This window comes from Tolypothrix campylonemoides VB511288_2, assembly GCF_045999855.1.
GTDB lineage: Bacteria > Cyanobacteriota > Cyanobacteriia > Cyanobacteriales > Nostocaceae > Scytonema > Scytonema bouteillei_A.
Map to the genome: position 1 here is coordinate 98143 of NZ_JBFPMW010000013.1, position 15988 is coordinate 114130.

Sequence of the window (15988 nt, forward strand, 5' to 3'; positions counted from 1 at the left end):
GTTCAACATTTTCAAATTCATAAGTCAACCTCACCCTAAAACAAAAAATTTTACAGTCACATATCAACTGGCATTATATGCAATCAGCATTGATGAATGCTGTTAAGACACATAAGCAGAAGAGGACGCCGAAGAGTTCGAAAAAGTATTACTACCAGACGCAACTGAGGTAACACTAACAGAACTGCTTGCAAAAGAATTTCGATCTCCAGTCACTGTCCTATTATTAACTCGAGAACTTGTATTGGTAAATTGACCATAAGCAAGTGCTGAAAATCCAGAAATTGCTATAGCCCCACCACCATTGATAAGAGATACGGCAGATATCTCAGGTATTTGCTCTAAATACTCAAGATCGGAAATTATCATGGTTTCTCTTCCTCCTAACATTTGAAAAACTCTTCTCACTAGCAAAATTCCTATGGAATTTTGTTTGATTTTTGAACTATAACATAGAGTGGGAATAGCCCAACCTAAGATATTTAATCTTTTCAAAAATCATCTACAGATTCTAAAGACGGAACCTCAGTTAGTTTTAATCATGTTGAAAAAGCTGACGCATTGTAACTAGAAAATTGTCTCTAGATACAAAAAGTCAACTCTTCTTGTTCTCATTTGCTCATTTTGAAATATGTTTTCTAAACCTAACAAAACCCTTGCATAAGAAGGGCTTAAAATATGGAGTGAATTTTCTATCTCTTTCTTTATTCAAGAATAATTTCGAGATCCAGAAACATATCTTCCGTCGCTAGTAGGTTGAAAACTTCAATCAAAACGAGACGAGGGCTACTTTCTAAACTCTTGGGGAATAATCTTTGAGAGTATCTACACCTTTAAAAGTAGCCCCAAACGGGCCCGTTTGGGGCTACTTCTATGACTTAATTAGCCCTAGATACTAGTTAGCAGCTGCAACGATCAAGCCAGATTGGCTAGATACTTGACCTGCAACAACTAATTGAGAAATAGCAGCTTGAGTGTTGGTGTTGTTGCCAACAGCTTCGTTGTCAAATGCAACAGAACCTGAGTTACCAGTTACGCTTGACTTAATGCTGATGTTTGCATACTTATTGAAGATATCATTAACAACGCTAGTGTTGGTAAATGTAGAGTTTGCAGTTGTGTTGGAAACTAAGGCTTTGTTGAAAGTAAGACCACCAACTACAGTAGCTTCAGTAGCAACTTCCAAGTAGTTAAGATCGGAAATAATCATTGTTTTCTCCTGGGAATTAACTTGTTTTGGGAATTATTTGTGAAAAATTTGTTTTTGTTTTTCACACTTTTACTATAACTTATCTATTTAAAAAGTCAACTACTTTTTTCAAAAGAATCATTGTTGATTTTTAGTAAATTTGAAAAATATCTAGATAAATATCTATCGTTTTAATAGCGTAATAAAAATGAAAATTTTAGACAAAAAACAATATTTCTTGTCTAAAAAAATAAAATATTTAGTTTTTATAAAAACCGAACAACTGTTGTCTCTTCAAAATCAAATAACTAAAAAGATTTGGAACATACTAATACCAATTCTTGATAAAGCTACACATTATTTTTAGCCCGGATAATCTCCCCTTTACAAGGGGAATTAAGAAGAGTAAGAACAGGTGCGTGGTGAGTTTTTTCTATGCATCCTCATCTGAAAACTGTATAAAAGCAAAAATCACAAATTCAGTTTAAAAACGAAAATTTACTAACAAAAGCTTTATTTACATAAAGTTTCATTGGAAGTCTTAACAAATATATAGCGATTCTAAATGATTTTTAAACAATTCTATTTCCCGGTACCTGTTAAGAGGTTACTGCCATCACGAGATGTTTTTAATTCAAATAGGAATGCTATATTTTGTTATTTAAATTTGCTAAATAATAGGGTTTTCACTTTTTTAAGCTTGCTTCAGAAATTCTTCTTGAGTTTGTAAATTGCTATGCACATCCAAATGAGTCGCGATTTTCATACTCGCTATTTGTTGCTTTAACCAATCTGAAAATAATTCGTTGATAATTTTTTGGCGTAACTCTTCATCTAATTGGGGTTGAACTATAGCCTCTACCCAAATTAAATGTATCCCTTTAGAGGTTGTAATCGGTTTCAGGATTTCTGGTGGTTTGGCATCAAACACAGCAGCAGCAATTTCAGGACGAAAATCGCGACGCGAACGAAGACCTTGGTATCCACCAGCACAACGGAGTTTATGGTCTTGAATGTACTGACGGGCTATTTCTTGGAAGCTGATTTCGCCTTCTTGGAGAGCATAAAATAGCTCTAAAGCTAAGTCTCTATCGTCTAAGATCACTTCATAAGTAGCAACTTCAACATAATCAAGTTTATTCTCGTAAAAAACCTGTTCGACACGGTCTGCAAATAAATGATTCGCTAACTTCTGTTCCAGAACTTTGGCGCAAACTAATTCTTCAAATTCCTTTAATGTCAGATGATGTGTCTTTAACCACGCCCAAGTGTCTTTGGCTGTTACAAGTTTTTTCTCCAGTCGGAGTTTGTCTCCTTCCTGCTGTATTTCTGCTTCACTCACAGCGATACCAAGCTCAGAAGCGGTTTCAGCAACAATTTTTCGTGTTGCGATCGCTTCTACAACTTTCGGAAGTTCAAAACCGAGCTTAATGTTATAGATTATGTCTTCGGGGGAAACAATCAGGCTTTCTAACAAGACGCACCTCCTCAAACGACTTTAGATTTTTGACTTTGGATTTTGGATGCAGGTATGGACTAAAAAGCCGCACTGTCTTTGTTTAGCTTTTTAAATGGGTCTAACACGTAGTCAATAATTCGTCGTTGACGAATGATGACCTCTGCAGTTGCTGTTTGACCGGCTGTTAAAGGAATACGCTTGCGACCAGATTGTACATAGGGCTGAGGTATGGTAATTTCCAACTCAAAAGAATTGACATCACCTTGAGTGGTTTGTTGAACTTTAGAATCTGGCGAAATCCAATTAACTTTCCCTTGCACAACTCCATAGTCTTGAAAAGGATAGGCATCTAGCTTGATTTTGACTGGCATTCCTACCTTTAAAAAGCCACTATGTTCGTTTGGCATCTGGGCTTTAAGTACAACGCTTGAATTTTTAGGTGCTATTTGAGCAACCCTTTGACCGGGCTGCAGTACGGCTCCTGGTTTAGTAACTGGTAGCTCAAAAATCACACCATCAATAGGCGCTCGTACTCTTCTTTGCTGCAACTGAATCTTGAGAGCAGTTACTTGGCTCTTTGTCTGAGCAATTTCTGATTGCAGGGTATTGATTTGTGATTGCTGTTCTTTAATTTGTTCCTCAGTTTTTAGCTTTGCTAGTTTACCTGTATGGATGAGGCTTTGATAAGTGCGTTGTTGTTCCTGCAAACGAAGTTCTGCTTGCTGAATATCTGATTTAGCTTGGAGCAGAGTTCTTTCATAACTAGTTTGTTGCTCTTGAAGGCTGGCTCGAGCTTGAGAAATCTCAGTTTGAGCTTGTACAAGGCGTTCGTAGTCTTCTTTTTTAGATTGTTCTATCTCTTTAAACCGATCTTGTGAGATAGCACCATCTTCATAAGCTTTTTTATAGCGTGGAACTTTTTCTTGAGAGGCTTGAGAACGTACTTCCGCTACCTTATAGGCTGCTTTACTTGATTCCAGAGCTTGTTTTATTTGGTTGACTTTAGCCAATTTTTCATCTTTTTGGAGGTTATAGGCATTTTTAAGAGAATCTAAATTTTGTCGCTCTTGCTCTACTTCAGAAAGTTTTGCTAATTCTTGAGCTTGGTTTTGTTGTTGCTGAGTATTCAGAGAGAGAACTAGTTGATTTTTCAGAGTTTCTAGGTTGGCATGACGATTTTGCAAGCTCTGTAGCTTTAACTCTGCTTGTTGAAGTTCTGTTTTGAGTACATCTGACTCTATTTCTAATAAAGTTTGCCCTGCTTTGACAATTTCGCCCTCTTTGACATTGACAGCAACGACAGTACCGAGGGCTGGACTATCTAATTTTTGCGTTGCTCCCTTAGGTTCTATACGACCTCTAGCACTCCCTGTTTCATCAATCTTGGATAAAGTTGACCAAGGTAAAACAACAACTGCAAAGCCTAGAGCGACGTATAACAAAGAACGAGTCCAAACTCTAGGTAAGGCATCAAGAAGTTCTTGCGTACCGTAATGGAACTCTTGCACCTTAGCTGCATTTTCATGCTGAGGCTTTGGAGGTTGTTTGCTATCCACCAACGGGATGTGATTCAAATACTCATCTTGCTCTGTTTGAGAGACTGTAGATGATGAATTAGAAAATGGCTGTGGCATATTTTTTCATCTCTACTGAGATGTAAGGAGATAGAGAAAATTCAACTCAACCGACTTGAGCAAACTGTTGCTGGTTGAGGTAATAGTAGTGCCCTTTCTTAGCAATTAATTCTTCGTGCGTTCCACTTTCCACCAATACACCACGATCTAGGACAAGAATTAGGTCTGCATTGCGTATGGTGGACAAGCGGTGAGCAATTATGACACTAGAGCGCCCTTTTAGTATGGTTTTTAGATTATTTTGAATGATCCGCTCCGATTCTGTGTCAAGATGACTGGTTGCTTCATCAAAAATTAACAAGCGAGGGTTACCAAGTAAAGCACGAGCGATCGCAATCCGTTGACGCTGTCCGCCTGAAAGTAATCCACCACCTTCACCAATTTGGCTTTCATAACCCATTGGTAATTGTCGAATAAACTCATCAGCTCCAGCTAACCTCGCTGCTTCCATGATTTCTTCCAGAGTAGCTTCTGGGTGAGCAATACTAAGGTTTTCTCGAATTGTACCGCTAAAGAGAAAGGTATCTTGGTCAACAACACCAACTTGAGAGCGAAAAGAGCGTAAATAGATGTAATTTAAGTCTTGACCATCAACTAATATTTTCCCTTCTGTAGGAGAATACAAGCCTAATATTAATTTAGAGAGAGTTGTTTTTCCCGAACCACTCCGCCCCACAACTGCAACCGTTTGCTCTGGTTTGATTTCAAAGCTTAAATTTTGTAGGACGTTGGTTTCGTTTTGTGAATTATATCGGAAAGTCACGTTTTCAAAGCGAATGTGACCGCGAAATTGACCTAAGGACTGTCGGGGATGATTTTCTAAGTCTTCTTCTGGTTTAGCTTCCAAAACATCATTGATGCGTTCGGTAGCAATCATAATTTCTTGCAATCCATTCCATAGCAATGCTAAACGTTGGAACGGACCGAGCACATTACCCAATAGCATATTGAAAGCTACAAGCTGTCCGATGGTCAGTTGTTGCTGAATTACTAAAGATGCACCGTACCACATCAAAGCTGTACTGGACAGAAGATGAATTGAGCCACTGATAATCTGTAAGCGGTTTCCTATAATCTGTGCGAAAAAGCCCTTTTTAACAACATTATTTAACAATTCTTCCCATTTCCAACGAACTGACTGCTCTACTCCCATCGATCGGATAGAGCGAATTCCTGTCAGACTTTGAATTAAATAACTGCTTTCTTCGGCTCCTGCATAGAATATCTCATTAGAAATACGGCGTAGTATACCCGTGCTAGATAAGACTAAGATAAAAAATGGTGGTACAGTCAACAGTGCTACCAACGCCATCTGCCAGTTGTATAGGAACATAATGACGAGATAGATGGATAGTGTCAGTAGATCGAGAATGACTGACAGTGTTTCTCCAGTAAGAAAGCTCTGAATTTTGTGATTCTCTTGAATACGAGAAGTAATGTCACCTACACAACGAGACTCAAAAAATGACAAAGGCAAGTGTAACGTGTGCTTAATAAAACCAACCAGCATTGCTACACTGATACGAGTAGCCGTGTGATCCATGAGATACTGACGCACCGCGTTTACAAAGATGTTGAAAAACCCAAAAACTAACATCCCCAAAGCGACAGCATTTAAAGTCGCGAAGCTTCCTTGAACAATAACTCGGTCAAGTAACATTTGGGTGAATATCGGTGAAACCAGTCCAGACAACTGGATCAGCACTGAAGCAACAAAGATTTCTAGCAGTACCCAAAAGTGGGGTCTTAGTAACTCATAAAACTTCCAAAAGCCCTTGATTTCCTCCTTGGAGTCTTTTAATAAGGCTGTTGGTTGTAGTAACAAAGCATAACCACTCCAATCTTCTTTAAACTCAGCAGCAGTTAAAGTGCGTATCCCAATCGCTGGATCGCCTACGATGACATGTTTGCGAGTAATTTCATAAATAACAATAAAGTGCTTGCCTTCCCAGTGAGCGATCGCTGGTAGGGGTTGCTGTGCTAACTTATCAAACGTTGCTTTTACCGGACGAGTTGCATAGCCAAGGCTTTCTGCTGCTGCTGCTAAGTTCCGTAGCGATACACCATCTCGGCTTGTGTCAGCCAAATCCCGCAGTCGATTAAGGCTAAAACGCTTACCCCAATAACGACTAATCATCACAAGGCAAGCTGCACCACAATCAGAGACGCTATGTTGTTGAAAGAAGGGGTATTGCTTGGTAACCCGTCCCCACCAATGCTCTGCTCTGACTTGAGGGCTAGGGAAGTAAGGCTTGAGCTTTTTTTGTTTTGGTTGTGGTTCTAAACTTCTTTGCGGAAAGGGAATCACGTTTCCAACAGAAGTAGACCTTTCCGATCTGGGCTTAACGGGGCGTTGTTTGCGATCCTTGACACTGATTGGTTGTTCTTGAGGAGCGACAAACTCTGCTAATTGCTGCCAATGCTCTAGTGCAGGTAACCAATTTGCATCCCTCATAATATAGGCAATTGTCGGTTGCGCGACTTGCCAAGTATCTTGTTGTGGGGTTGGATAAATTTTGCCCGGAGTTAAAACCTGTCCTTTGGAATGCCGCAGTTCTCCTTTCCGCAACACCAAACACTTACAATCTTTAGGTAAAGTGGCTTGTTGAAGATCGCCTATATCGTGCCGCTCAAACAATGACAAAGCTTTGAGCATTCCTGGCACATCTGATATATTGCCCATCTCTTGCCAGTTTTGGTGACATAGCATAACCATATCCCATAGTTCCGCACGTTTCAAAAGGCGTTCGCGAATACTGGGGTAGCGGTCAATCAAAACCTGCAATACTTCTTGTTTAAGATAACAAAGTTTAAGATTAGTTGAAGCCCTAGCGGCATAGGGCTGAAAGCTGTCTGAAAACAGCGTTGTTTCCCCAAAGCTAGCTTCCGAACCGAGGGTTGCAATTAAATTTTCATCACGATCTAATAATCTGACTTTCCCTACAAGAACAATATATATTCCTGGATCGGTCGATACTGTTTGCCAGAACTGCTTAGCTATTGGTGGTTCCACGATTTCTACCGATGCCAAGCATCCCGCCATTTCCTGCTCTGAAAGTGATTCACCCAAAACACGAGTGATACGTTCGCCTAACAGGTGTTCGGAAAAAACTGGTAGCATTACCTCGCCTCCGCATATAAAGTACTAAGTTTTTGGTCTGGACTTGACATACACGCAAGAATCCAACGTTCAACAGAAACTAGACTTTATACAAGAAATTGGCTGATAGTGATGCTCCTACCGCCACAAAACAGTAACTCGCGAGTAGCCAGTATCAAAATTTTGCTTTTGACGAATTTATTATGACTAAAACCTTGTTGTTGACTGGAATGCTGTGACATAATTATAGCCAGTTGCCTCATGTACGATAAATGGACCAAGCGAGTCTATAGCAGCTGACATTGTCCGGACGTAACCGATTTTCAGCTGCATAATTGATTAGCCCTGGGAAGCTAATCGATTAGGTATATGATGGGTAAGACCTTGGAAGCCATCTCCCTAGGACCTGGGAATCTAGGGGGATACTCCTTGGTTTTTCAATTTTCCATAACTCCGTCTCCAGAGTTACCGGGGATCAACTTAAAAGGTTGTTCCTGCTAAAGAGCTGAAAGCGCCTAGCAGTTATTAGTAGTTTGTAAAGATTTGTTTGCATTAAGTCAGTAGAAAGCATCCTTTTTTAAAAATATGGCTCCTGTGTCCATAGAGTAAGATAGGGATCTTTTTATGTTGCGGTTCTGTCCTAGCAATGCTCCTAGTGATTTTCTTTCTGGTGATGCAGTTTTCTATCTTTAGTTCCTCCAAACCAAATGAAGCTGCTAACAAACAGCTTTACCTTGGAGCATACAGGAACTCAAAACTATGCATCTTGTAAGCGACGGTTCTCTTGACTAGCTTGTAGGAGCAATGAAGAACTCACCAAAGAATTATTAGCCTCAAATTAATTAAATCTTGGTAAATTCACTTAAAAATCGTCTGCTGCTTTATTGCCCAATATGACATAGTGTAAGGTATCGCGAGTGCGGTTGCTATCCTTACCCGTCGTTTGCCTTACTATCATTACCTTTTTCGTCACGATATCACTATAAACCAATTTCTAGCTTATAGGCAATCATGAAAACTAAAGTTTAATCACTCCTTTACTTATGCATACAAGATTGTATTAGTAAATTTACTGACTTCTTGTCAAGTACTTCTCACAAAATTCTATAGTTTTTCAAAAAATTCTTTCAAGATTCTTGAAAAATTTAAAATTTTTTTGACTTTTCTATGCTTATCTTTTCCAAAACTATAAGTATTTATTTTTAATTTTCTTTATAAAATAAAAATAAAATATCATACTGTATGCCAATATAGTTATGAAAAATATATTTCAAGATTTAATGATCTCCATAGAGGAATATGAATATAACTTTCAGAAATATAAGCAAATATTATTTAAACTTCATAAACTTATATATTTGTTTAAAGATTATTTTGTTTCATAAGACATACGACTCCCCAAAGAGGTACATTGGAGTTACCCAGTCAGATGCCCGACAACTCAAACTATTGCTTACGCCAACCACAAAGACCCAGAAATCCTAGATTCCTTCAAATAGCGAAAACCTATTTTTATACGTATAAAAACATTTACACCCCGATTCGCATAGGTTGTATCGTAGATGTTTTTACCCAAGCTATACAACATTTATCCTTGTTTAAGGAAATATTAAGTTTTTATATTGCTTTTGTCAATCCCCCCTTGGTTATGAACCATTTGAACGAGGAACCAGACAATTGACTTCAATCAATAGCCATTGCTGAAGCATATTGTTCAAAATTTCTTCATATCTCTGAGGTGTGAGTTCAGGAGGAAGTAAATCCTCCACCATAAAAAGATGGAACCCCTGTTCGGTCTTTATAGGACCGACTAACTCCCGTGTGGGCTTGCTAAAGATGATAGAAGCTATATCACTAGGAATTATCCCTCGCTCTATTTGTCCTTCATAGCCGCATCGTCGCCGACGATTATCATCAACATCGTAGAAATGAGCAGCATCGTAGAAACTAATTTCACCTTCTTCAATCTGATAATAAAGTTCTTGAGCCAGTTTTGCGTTAGCAACAACTAGTTGATAGAGAATGACTTGCTCAAATCCCAAACGATTTTGAATGAAAAATCTTTCTACTTCTTTGGCAAATAAAGCACTTGCTAGCTTTTGTGCTAGCAACCGATTCCGGATTCCAACTTCCCAATCATCAAAGCTTACGAGCTCCTCGGCTAACCATGCTAGCGTGTCTGAGGCTTTTTCGAGCCGTTTATCTCGACGTTGACGCTCTGCTTCGGCCTCAATTTCTTCTGTTGTAACAGCAATCCCCCTCTCTTGAGCTACACGATTAATAACCCTTTGAAATAAAATATTTTGGCATACTTCCTTATAATTGATTTCACTTTTTAGAAAGCGAACAATTTCTTCAGGTGCGATCGCAATCTTCGAGACATCATCCATGGATACTTGGTATAACAGCCTTCAATGCTACTTTCAGCATAAATGTAGCAATTAGCTGTTTATTTTAATGACTTGTTCTGTAAATACTCTATATATTTTTATCGGAAAATAATAAAAATATAAATTGTTGAGAACACGGAAAATTTTTGGAAAATTTTGGTATACTGCGACATAATTCTTAGTTCTTAGTTGTTAGTGGTTTTTGGTAGAACGACTGTACGAGCGCAAAGCTTTGCTGATTGTACGGGTGCAAGGCTTTGCGCCCCTACTAACCACTAACCATTCTTTATTGAAATCCGCAGATTTTAAAAGACAAATCTTGAGGGGTTTCTGCTTCAGGTTCGGATTTCATAGATTGGTATTTTTCAACTTGTGCAGTCAACCACTGCTGGCTGCCGCCACGGACTTCAGTTTTGTGCTTGCCAACAACTTCAAGATAAGCCAAATCTTTAATCTTACTCAAACAACTTGTCGGCGTGACGCGATCGCTGGATCTTTTCTCTGTAGGTAGCTTAGCAATTTTAAGATTTTCGTTAGATTGTGTATTTGCTCTAGAAACGTGAGAGTTCTCTTTTAGCAAACGGTTGTAAGTACGATAAGGAATGTAATGTAGGGGATTGTAGCCAGCGAAACGCAGCATCAGAACGCAAGCCCAAGAGTACTTACCTGCAAGAATAGCTTCTACAACTTGGTCGAATTGTTCGGGATTGATAGTCTTATCTAAATTGTTACTTCCAGAAATACTGTGGTTCATAGTGTTTGTTGTTTTGATAGAAATAAACAAGTCGGTCGTCTTTGGTAGTTTGTAGTTCAATGGGTGTCTCTATAATTGCTCTTGCCTTTACCTTTAAAGCACAAGTCAAATTTGCTCAAGCAATATATCAGTTCAGTAATAAGCAACAGATGTCAAGGAGTTTTTGCATTGACTGTTCCATCGACTTTTCATTTGATACTTCGATTGTTATCCGTCATAAAGGCGACAGTAAAGGCAACTCTAACTTCGATATACCTGACCTAATTTCTTGGTAGATTTTGCACTTGAAGCAGTAGATACAACTCTGTTTGAAATGCTTTGAGTATTCCGACGTAGGTCGATAATATCTGTTGCTTTGTTGTTTAGGGTACTTTTTTGAGAAGCCTGCTGTGCCAGATTCTCGAGCACTTTCATGGCAGTACGAGTGTAAGCTAGCAAACGAGATCTGTCGATAGAACCATGCGCTTGATGCGATTGTGTTTGGTTAGCGACTAACTGTTGCTGTCGATCTTCAACTTCAGCAGGTGAGAATTCCCCGTTTAATTCTGTAACAACTTCGATTGGTGTCCACTCCCTGGCTGAGCTTGCAACAGTGTTATCGATGGAACCCAACGCGTGCGGTAGAATTTGAGATTGCTCTCCCAATGGTATAACTTTACCTCGGACTTGACTGACTTGTTCGATCTTTCCCGTCCACGACCAAACAACAACTGTTGTAAAAAAAGCGATGCTCCTGATGGTTGCTAGAAAAGAAAAGGCTTTAGGTGTTTTATTGAGGATTTCCTCAATATGTACTGACCTATTTTCCGTATTCTTCATTGCTGTTTCGGAGCTTTTAACCCCTGTAGTAGGAGTCTTTATAGGTGCTTTCAGCGTAACACCCGTTTCTACACTAGCTATATTTCTGTCACGGATGAGTGCCATTTCAGATACTAAATCGGTCTCAATAGGAGAGCGATCGCAATACTTCTTTAATATATCTGATTGGCTTGAAATATGAGGTGCATTTAACCTGATGATTCTGTTCATGCTTTGTCCTGATGATCGGAAACCTGACTTTTCTTTCAAGTCTTTTTACTGCTAAGCCGGAATTTGTTAGTTACCCCTGAGATTTAGTTATCAGTGTGTAAAAAAGTAGCATCTACACAAAAGATACTATGTGAAAAGGTAGTAGCTCCTGCAACTTTTCTTTGAATACCCATACACTGATAGTGGCTTTTTGACTGTGTTTTTTTGCTTAGCAGTGCCGCAGGCAATTCTTTCCTTTTTCTCATGTCATATAAATGGCATGAAAAGTTTCCATTTGATTGTAGTAGATGCATTTTTATCCTCTTCAAATTTAGCTCACTCCCGATTCTATTTCTTTCCCTGATAAGTCTATGCACTTATTTTATACCAAAGAATTAGGAGATAAGTAAAATCGCATACTTTTTAGGGGTGTAGAGAAAAAATATTCATCCCCAAGCATTAAGAGTAACATTTGTATTTATACTATTTTTTTTCACAAATGTCATCTCTTCTTATGGCATTTTATCAATAATTTTTACTCTTTCCATTTTTCTCTTTATTTTCTAGACTTTCACCCACTTTTTGTTTCTTACTTGTTAGTTATTGGGGGGTGAGACCCCTCATTCAACCTCGCTTTAAAGCTTTAGTTGAATATCTTATTTTCTCATTACTATGGTTCCTAACCTTATAAAAATATAACAGCACAAGTCGCATTTAGACAATCTTTACTACTGCGAGCCACAATAGCGATTTTTACCAATTCTACAAAATCTACTACTGCCGTTATTATGTTTATTTTTTGCAGAAATAAAATTCTGTAGTAGAACATACGATTGGCACTTTAGAACCAAATACTTGTAATAACTTCATCTGTTAGTAAAGATATGAAGTTGTAACCTGACCATCTTGTGGTATAATTTGTTAGCTTTAGGTAGACGATAGATCGCAAGCAGCAAAATACTGCAAAAAGCACCGTTTTGAGAGAGTTCTGTCATGCATATTTGTCTCCTGCAACATCAGAAGATCTATCTTGCTTGAGATATCTCTAATAACAAATATGTGCGTTGATTTACGAATTCAAGTATGTAAGATGACGGTAGTATTTCAGTAACCAGTGACAAGCAAGCAACGATTGATGGAAGGTTACGAATTTAATTGCTGCTGAACTAGGTTGTGATAAACACCGCTAAGTGACATTAATTCATCATGCGTGCCTTGTTCAACAAGACAACCTCGGTCTAAAACAAGGATGCTGTCAGCATGCCGAATGGTAAAAAGACGATGGGTAACGATAAAAGTGGTGCGATCGCTCTTAGCGCAAGCCTCCCCCAGCTTATCGCAACCGCTAGAAGCGTCACTGGTGCAACTGTACCAAGTTAAATTCTCTAAAAATCGATGTTCGGATTTAGCATCAAGGAAACTAGTCGCTTCATCTAATATTAAGATGCGAGGATTTCTCAAAAAAGCTCTAGCAATAGCTATTTTTTGTCGCTGTCCGCTAGAAAGCATCATTCCTCCCTCTCCCACTTGTGAGTTGTACCCAAGGGGTAAAGTTTGAATAAAAGAGTCTGCGTCAGCCATCTTTGCAGCTGTAATGACTTGGTCTAAAGACCAATCCGAACTGTACAAGGTAATATTCTCTAAAATAGTCCCTGCAAATAAAAAACATTCTTGAGAAACTATCCCCAGCTGGCTTCTTAACGATTGTGAAGAAACAACAGCAGTATCGTGTCCATCAATCAGAATACGTCCTGTATGCGGACGGTATAAACCTGCAAGGAGGTGAACTAGAGTGCTTTTTCCCGAACCACTGCAACCCACAATAGCGATTGTTTGTCCTGCTTTGACTTTAAAGGACACGCTTTGTAAGGCATTGCGTTCTTCATAGGGATTAAAACGGAAAGTCACATTCTCAAAATGGACATCACCCCGAATGGGTGGCAATACCGATAGAGGTTTTTGAGAATTCTCTTCCGGCTGAGTTGTTAAAACATCATTAAGACGCTCAACAGAAACAACAACCTCTTGAAATTCATCCCACAGTTTTGCTATGGCGGTCACCGGTTTGACAGCATTATCAATCAGCATATTAAAGGCTACAAATTGACCGAGTGTCATAGAACCGCCAATGACCGAGGTAGAACCATACCACAATACGTATGTACTGCAAAAAAGAGCGATCGCATTATTTGCCAATTGCAAAACATTAACTAGCTTCTGACCGCGCAATCGAGCTTTTAACGCATCTGTAAAACGTTCTTGCCAGCGCAAATGAAATTTCTGCTCGGTCAGGGTCGTTTTTACAGTAGCAACCCCAGTTATGGTTTCTACTAACAGAGCACTTTGCTCGGTCCACTTCTTCAAGAATTCTCGCGAAAAAGCCTTCAAAAACGGACTCGCCCCTAATGTGACAAGAGCAACAGGTAGGATTGAACACAGCACTACGAGAGTCAACTGCCAGTTGTAATAAGCCATCAATCCCAAGTAAACAACTGCCATCAAAGTGTCTGAGGCAGTAGCCACGATTTTACGAGTGAGAAACACTTGGATGTTTTGGTTTTCCCGAACACGAGAGATAATATCTCCTACTTGACGGGACGCAAAAAATTGCAATGGCAACCGTAGGGTGTGGTTAATAAAATTATCAGTCAAAGTGCCATCTACCAGATTGGAAAAATAATCCAGCAGATGTTGACGAACTGCACTCAGAACAACTCGCCCCATACCCAACACAAAGAAACCAATGGCAAGAGCATTGACTGTCGTTAGGTTTTTTCCGGGGATCGCACGGTCAAGAGCTATCTGAGCAAAAATAGGCGTCAAAACTCCCATCGCTGAGAGCAACCCAGCCGTCAGAAAAATTTGCTTTAACAGCTTGCGATGAGGTGATAAAGCTTGTTTTATACCGTGAAAAGAGATGTTTTCGTCGCGGGCTGCATTGAGACGGTCTGTAGGTGATAAAAGGAGAGCATATTCCGTCCAACTTTCTTCAAATTTTTGACGGGATAGCCATTGCTTTCCCACAGCAGGATCGGCAATCAATACGCGATCGTTTTTAACCTCCCAAACTACCACGTAATGAATTCCCCCTAGCCAGTGAGCGATCCAAGGAAGGGGATGCAACTCTAATTTGCCAAGAGTTGCTCGTACAGGGAGAGCGTCATAGCCCAAATTTTGGGCTGCATCTGATAAAGCTGCCAAAGATGCTCCTGTACGGTCTGTTTGAGCTAAGTTACGTAACGTATTCAGACTGAAACGTTTGCCCCAATACCGACTAATCATAGCCAAGCAGGCTGCACCACAATCAGACGAACTTTGTTGTTCGATAAAAGGGTAACGACGCCACAGACGGTGAAGGAGCGAGCGGGGATAGGCGGATGTCTCCCCTATATCCCTTATCTCCCTTGTCTCCCCTGTCTCCCTTGTCTCCCTTGTCTCCCCTATCTCCCTACCTTCTTCCTTTAGTTTGCATAAATCAGACCCGATGGTCATAACCAATTCCCAGTGCTTTGTTGGAAGGTAGTAGAGCAAGATATCTGTGTCAGCACTCCAAGCGAGAGGCTCGGTATTGGGATATCCCCAACTTTCTCCTACAACGGGTGGATAAGCTTCTGCACTCTGGGTTTTGATTGCTCCACTGAAAAGCCAAAAGCGCCCATTTCTTCCTGGAGTCGTCTCTTCCAAAAGAGAACCAGCATCTAGCTTCTTTTGTTCTATGTAGGGCAGCAATTGCTGTATATTGTGACTTTTTTGAGAGCGTAACTCAGTACAAGTTTTGAAAAAAATTAATACTTGACGCTCGTGAGTAGAGCGTTCTAAATTGGTTTGCAGGTTGGGAAAGTGCTCCAACCACGGAACAACATCGGAAACTTTGACTTGAGCTACATAACCAGCACTGGCTGCTGTAGCTTGATAGGGGAGAGGTTCATTGCAGAACAAACAGTCTGCACCAAAAGTTTGTTGTGGTAACAGTAACTGAGTTGACACTAAACGCTTGAGAGTTTTGTCATAAGCAAGGAGACGGACTCGACCTTGACAAATTAAGTAAAGAAAATCCCTTGTATTATCAAAGTTGTTATCCGGGCTACCGATAATTAAATCGTCACCTAACTGAAACTCGCGAACAACCCAAATTTTACTGAAATCTGATACTAGACTGGAATCTCCCGCAATGAGTTTCAAGCAGTTAAGGATAACGGTACTTGACATTGGAGATAAATGTTGACTAGTATTAATTGATTTTTGCACTCTTAACGACGAAAAAGAGTTCATCGTTCTATCTCTGATGTCTGGATAAGCTTGTTCACTTTGTTCAAAGTGGTTAGTTGCATAATAAAGAGTTTGATAAGTCTTCCACTGACAACCCTAGTAATGCATTCTTATAAAACTTCACCTAATGTCGTCAATAGACTGATTGCGCTTTATCAAAAATTTACCTGTTCTTTCATTGATAT

Annotated in this window: 9 protein-coding genes; all 9 read right to left on the reverse strand. The window is 39.5% G+C overall.

The window, feature by feature from the left end; all coding sequences use genetic code 11:
• Window positions 1-102: 102 nt before the first annotated feature.
• Window positions 103-369 carry a hypothetical protein gene (locus AB0756_RS30710; protein WP_137986590.1) on the reverse strand — a complete coding sequence of 89 codons (267 nt, stop codon included), beginning with the start codon at window positions 367-369 and terminating at the stop codon, window positions 103-105.
• Between the two features lie 526 nt (window positions 370-895).
• On the reverse strand, window positions 896-1210 hold the full coding sequence (locus AB0756_RS30715) for a hypothetical protein (protein WP_038090405.1): 315 nt from the start codon (window positions 1208-1210) through the stop codon (window positions 896-898).
• Window positions 1211-1883: 673 nt separating this feature from the next.
• Window positions 1884-2666: a peptidylprolyl isomerase gene (locus AB0756_RS30720; protein WP_038090406.1), complete on the reverse strand. Its 783-nt coding sequence runs from the start codon at window positions 2664-2666 to the stop codon at window positions 1884-1886.
• A 59-nt stretch (window positions 2667-2725) separates the two neighbouring features.
• Window positions 2726-4282 carry an HlyD family efflux transporter periplasmic adaptor subunit gene (locus AB0756_RS30725; RefSeq protein WP_038090408.1) on the reverse strand — a complete coding sequence of 519 codons (1557 nt, stop codon included), beginning with the start codon at window positions 4280-4282 and terminating at the stop codon, window positions 2726-2728.
• A 46-nt stretch (window positions 4283-4328) separates the two neighbouring features.
• Window positions 4329-7403, reverse strand: a complete 3075-nt coding sequence (locus tag AB0756_RS30730; protein ID WP_038090410.1) for a peptidase domain-containing ABC transporter — start codon at window positions 7401-7403, stop codon at window positions 4329-4331.
• Window positions 7404-9028: 1625 nt separating this feature from the next.
• The gene (locus AB0756_RS30735; protein WP_038090412.1) at window positions 9029-9772 is read right to left on the reverse strand and encodes a peptidylprolyl isomerase; all 744 of its coding nucleotides are present in this window, start codon (window positions 9770-9772) and stop codon (window positions 9029-9031) included.
• A gap of 286 nt (window positions 9773-10058) precedes the next feature.
• A complete protein-coding gene (locus AB0756_RS30740) occupies window positions 10059-10526 on the reverse strand; it encodes a HetP family heterocyst commitment protein (protein WP_038090415.1) in 468 nt (155 codons plus the stop codon).
• A 240-nt stretch (window positions 10527-10766) separates the two neighbouring features.
• Complete coding sequence (locus AB0756_RS30745) at window positions 10767-11555, reverse strand: hypothetical protein (protein ID WP_038090418.1); 789 nt, start codon at window positions 11553-11555, stop codon at window positions 10767-10769.
• 1122 nt (window positions 11556-12677) lie between these two features.
• A complete protein-coding gene (locus AB0756_RS30750) occupies window positions 12678-15806 on the reverse strand; it encodes an ABC transporter transmembrane domain-containing protein (protein ID WP_063779578.1) in 3129 nt (1042 codons plus the stop codon).
• Between the last annotated feature and the right edge of the window lie 182 nt (window positions 15807-15988).

Excerpts from the sequence above, each read along its gene's own strand:
- AB0756_RS30710 (WP_137986590.1), bottom strand. The coding sequence starts at position 369 with ATGATAATTTCCGATCTTGAGTATTTAGAGCAAATACCTGAGATATCT.
- AB0756_RS30715 (WP_038090405.1), bottom strand. The coding sequence starts at position 1,210 with ATGATTATTTCCGATCTTAACTACTTGGAAGTTGCTACTGAAGCTACT.
- AB0756_RS30725 (WP_038090408.1), bottom strand. The coding sequence starts at position 4,282 with ATGCCACAGCCATTTTCTAATTCATCATCTACAGTCTCTCAAACAGAG.
- AB0756_RS30730 (WP_038090410.1), bottom strand. The coding sequence starts at position 7,403 with ATGCTACCAGTTTTTTCCGAACACCTGTTAGGCGAACGTATCACTCGT.
- AB0756_RS30735 (WP_038090412.1), bottom strand. The coding sequence starts at position 9,772 with ATGGATGATGTCTCGAAGATTGCGATCGCACCTGAAGAAATTGTTCGC.
- AB0756_RS30740 (WP_038090415.1), bottom strand. The coding sequence starts at position 10,526 with ATGAACCACAGTATTTCTGGAAGTAACAATTTAGATAAGACTATCAAT.
- AB0756_RS30745 (WP_038090418.1), bottom strand. The coding sequence starts at position 11,555 with ATGAACAGAATCATCAGGTTAAATGCACCTCATATTTCAAGCCAATCA.
- AB0756_RS30750 (WP_063779578.1), bottom strand. The coding sequence starts at position 15,806 with ATGAACTCTTTTTCGTCGTTAAGAGTGCAAAAATCAATTAATACTAGT.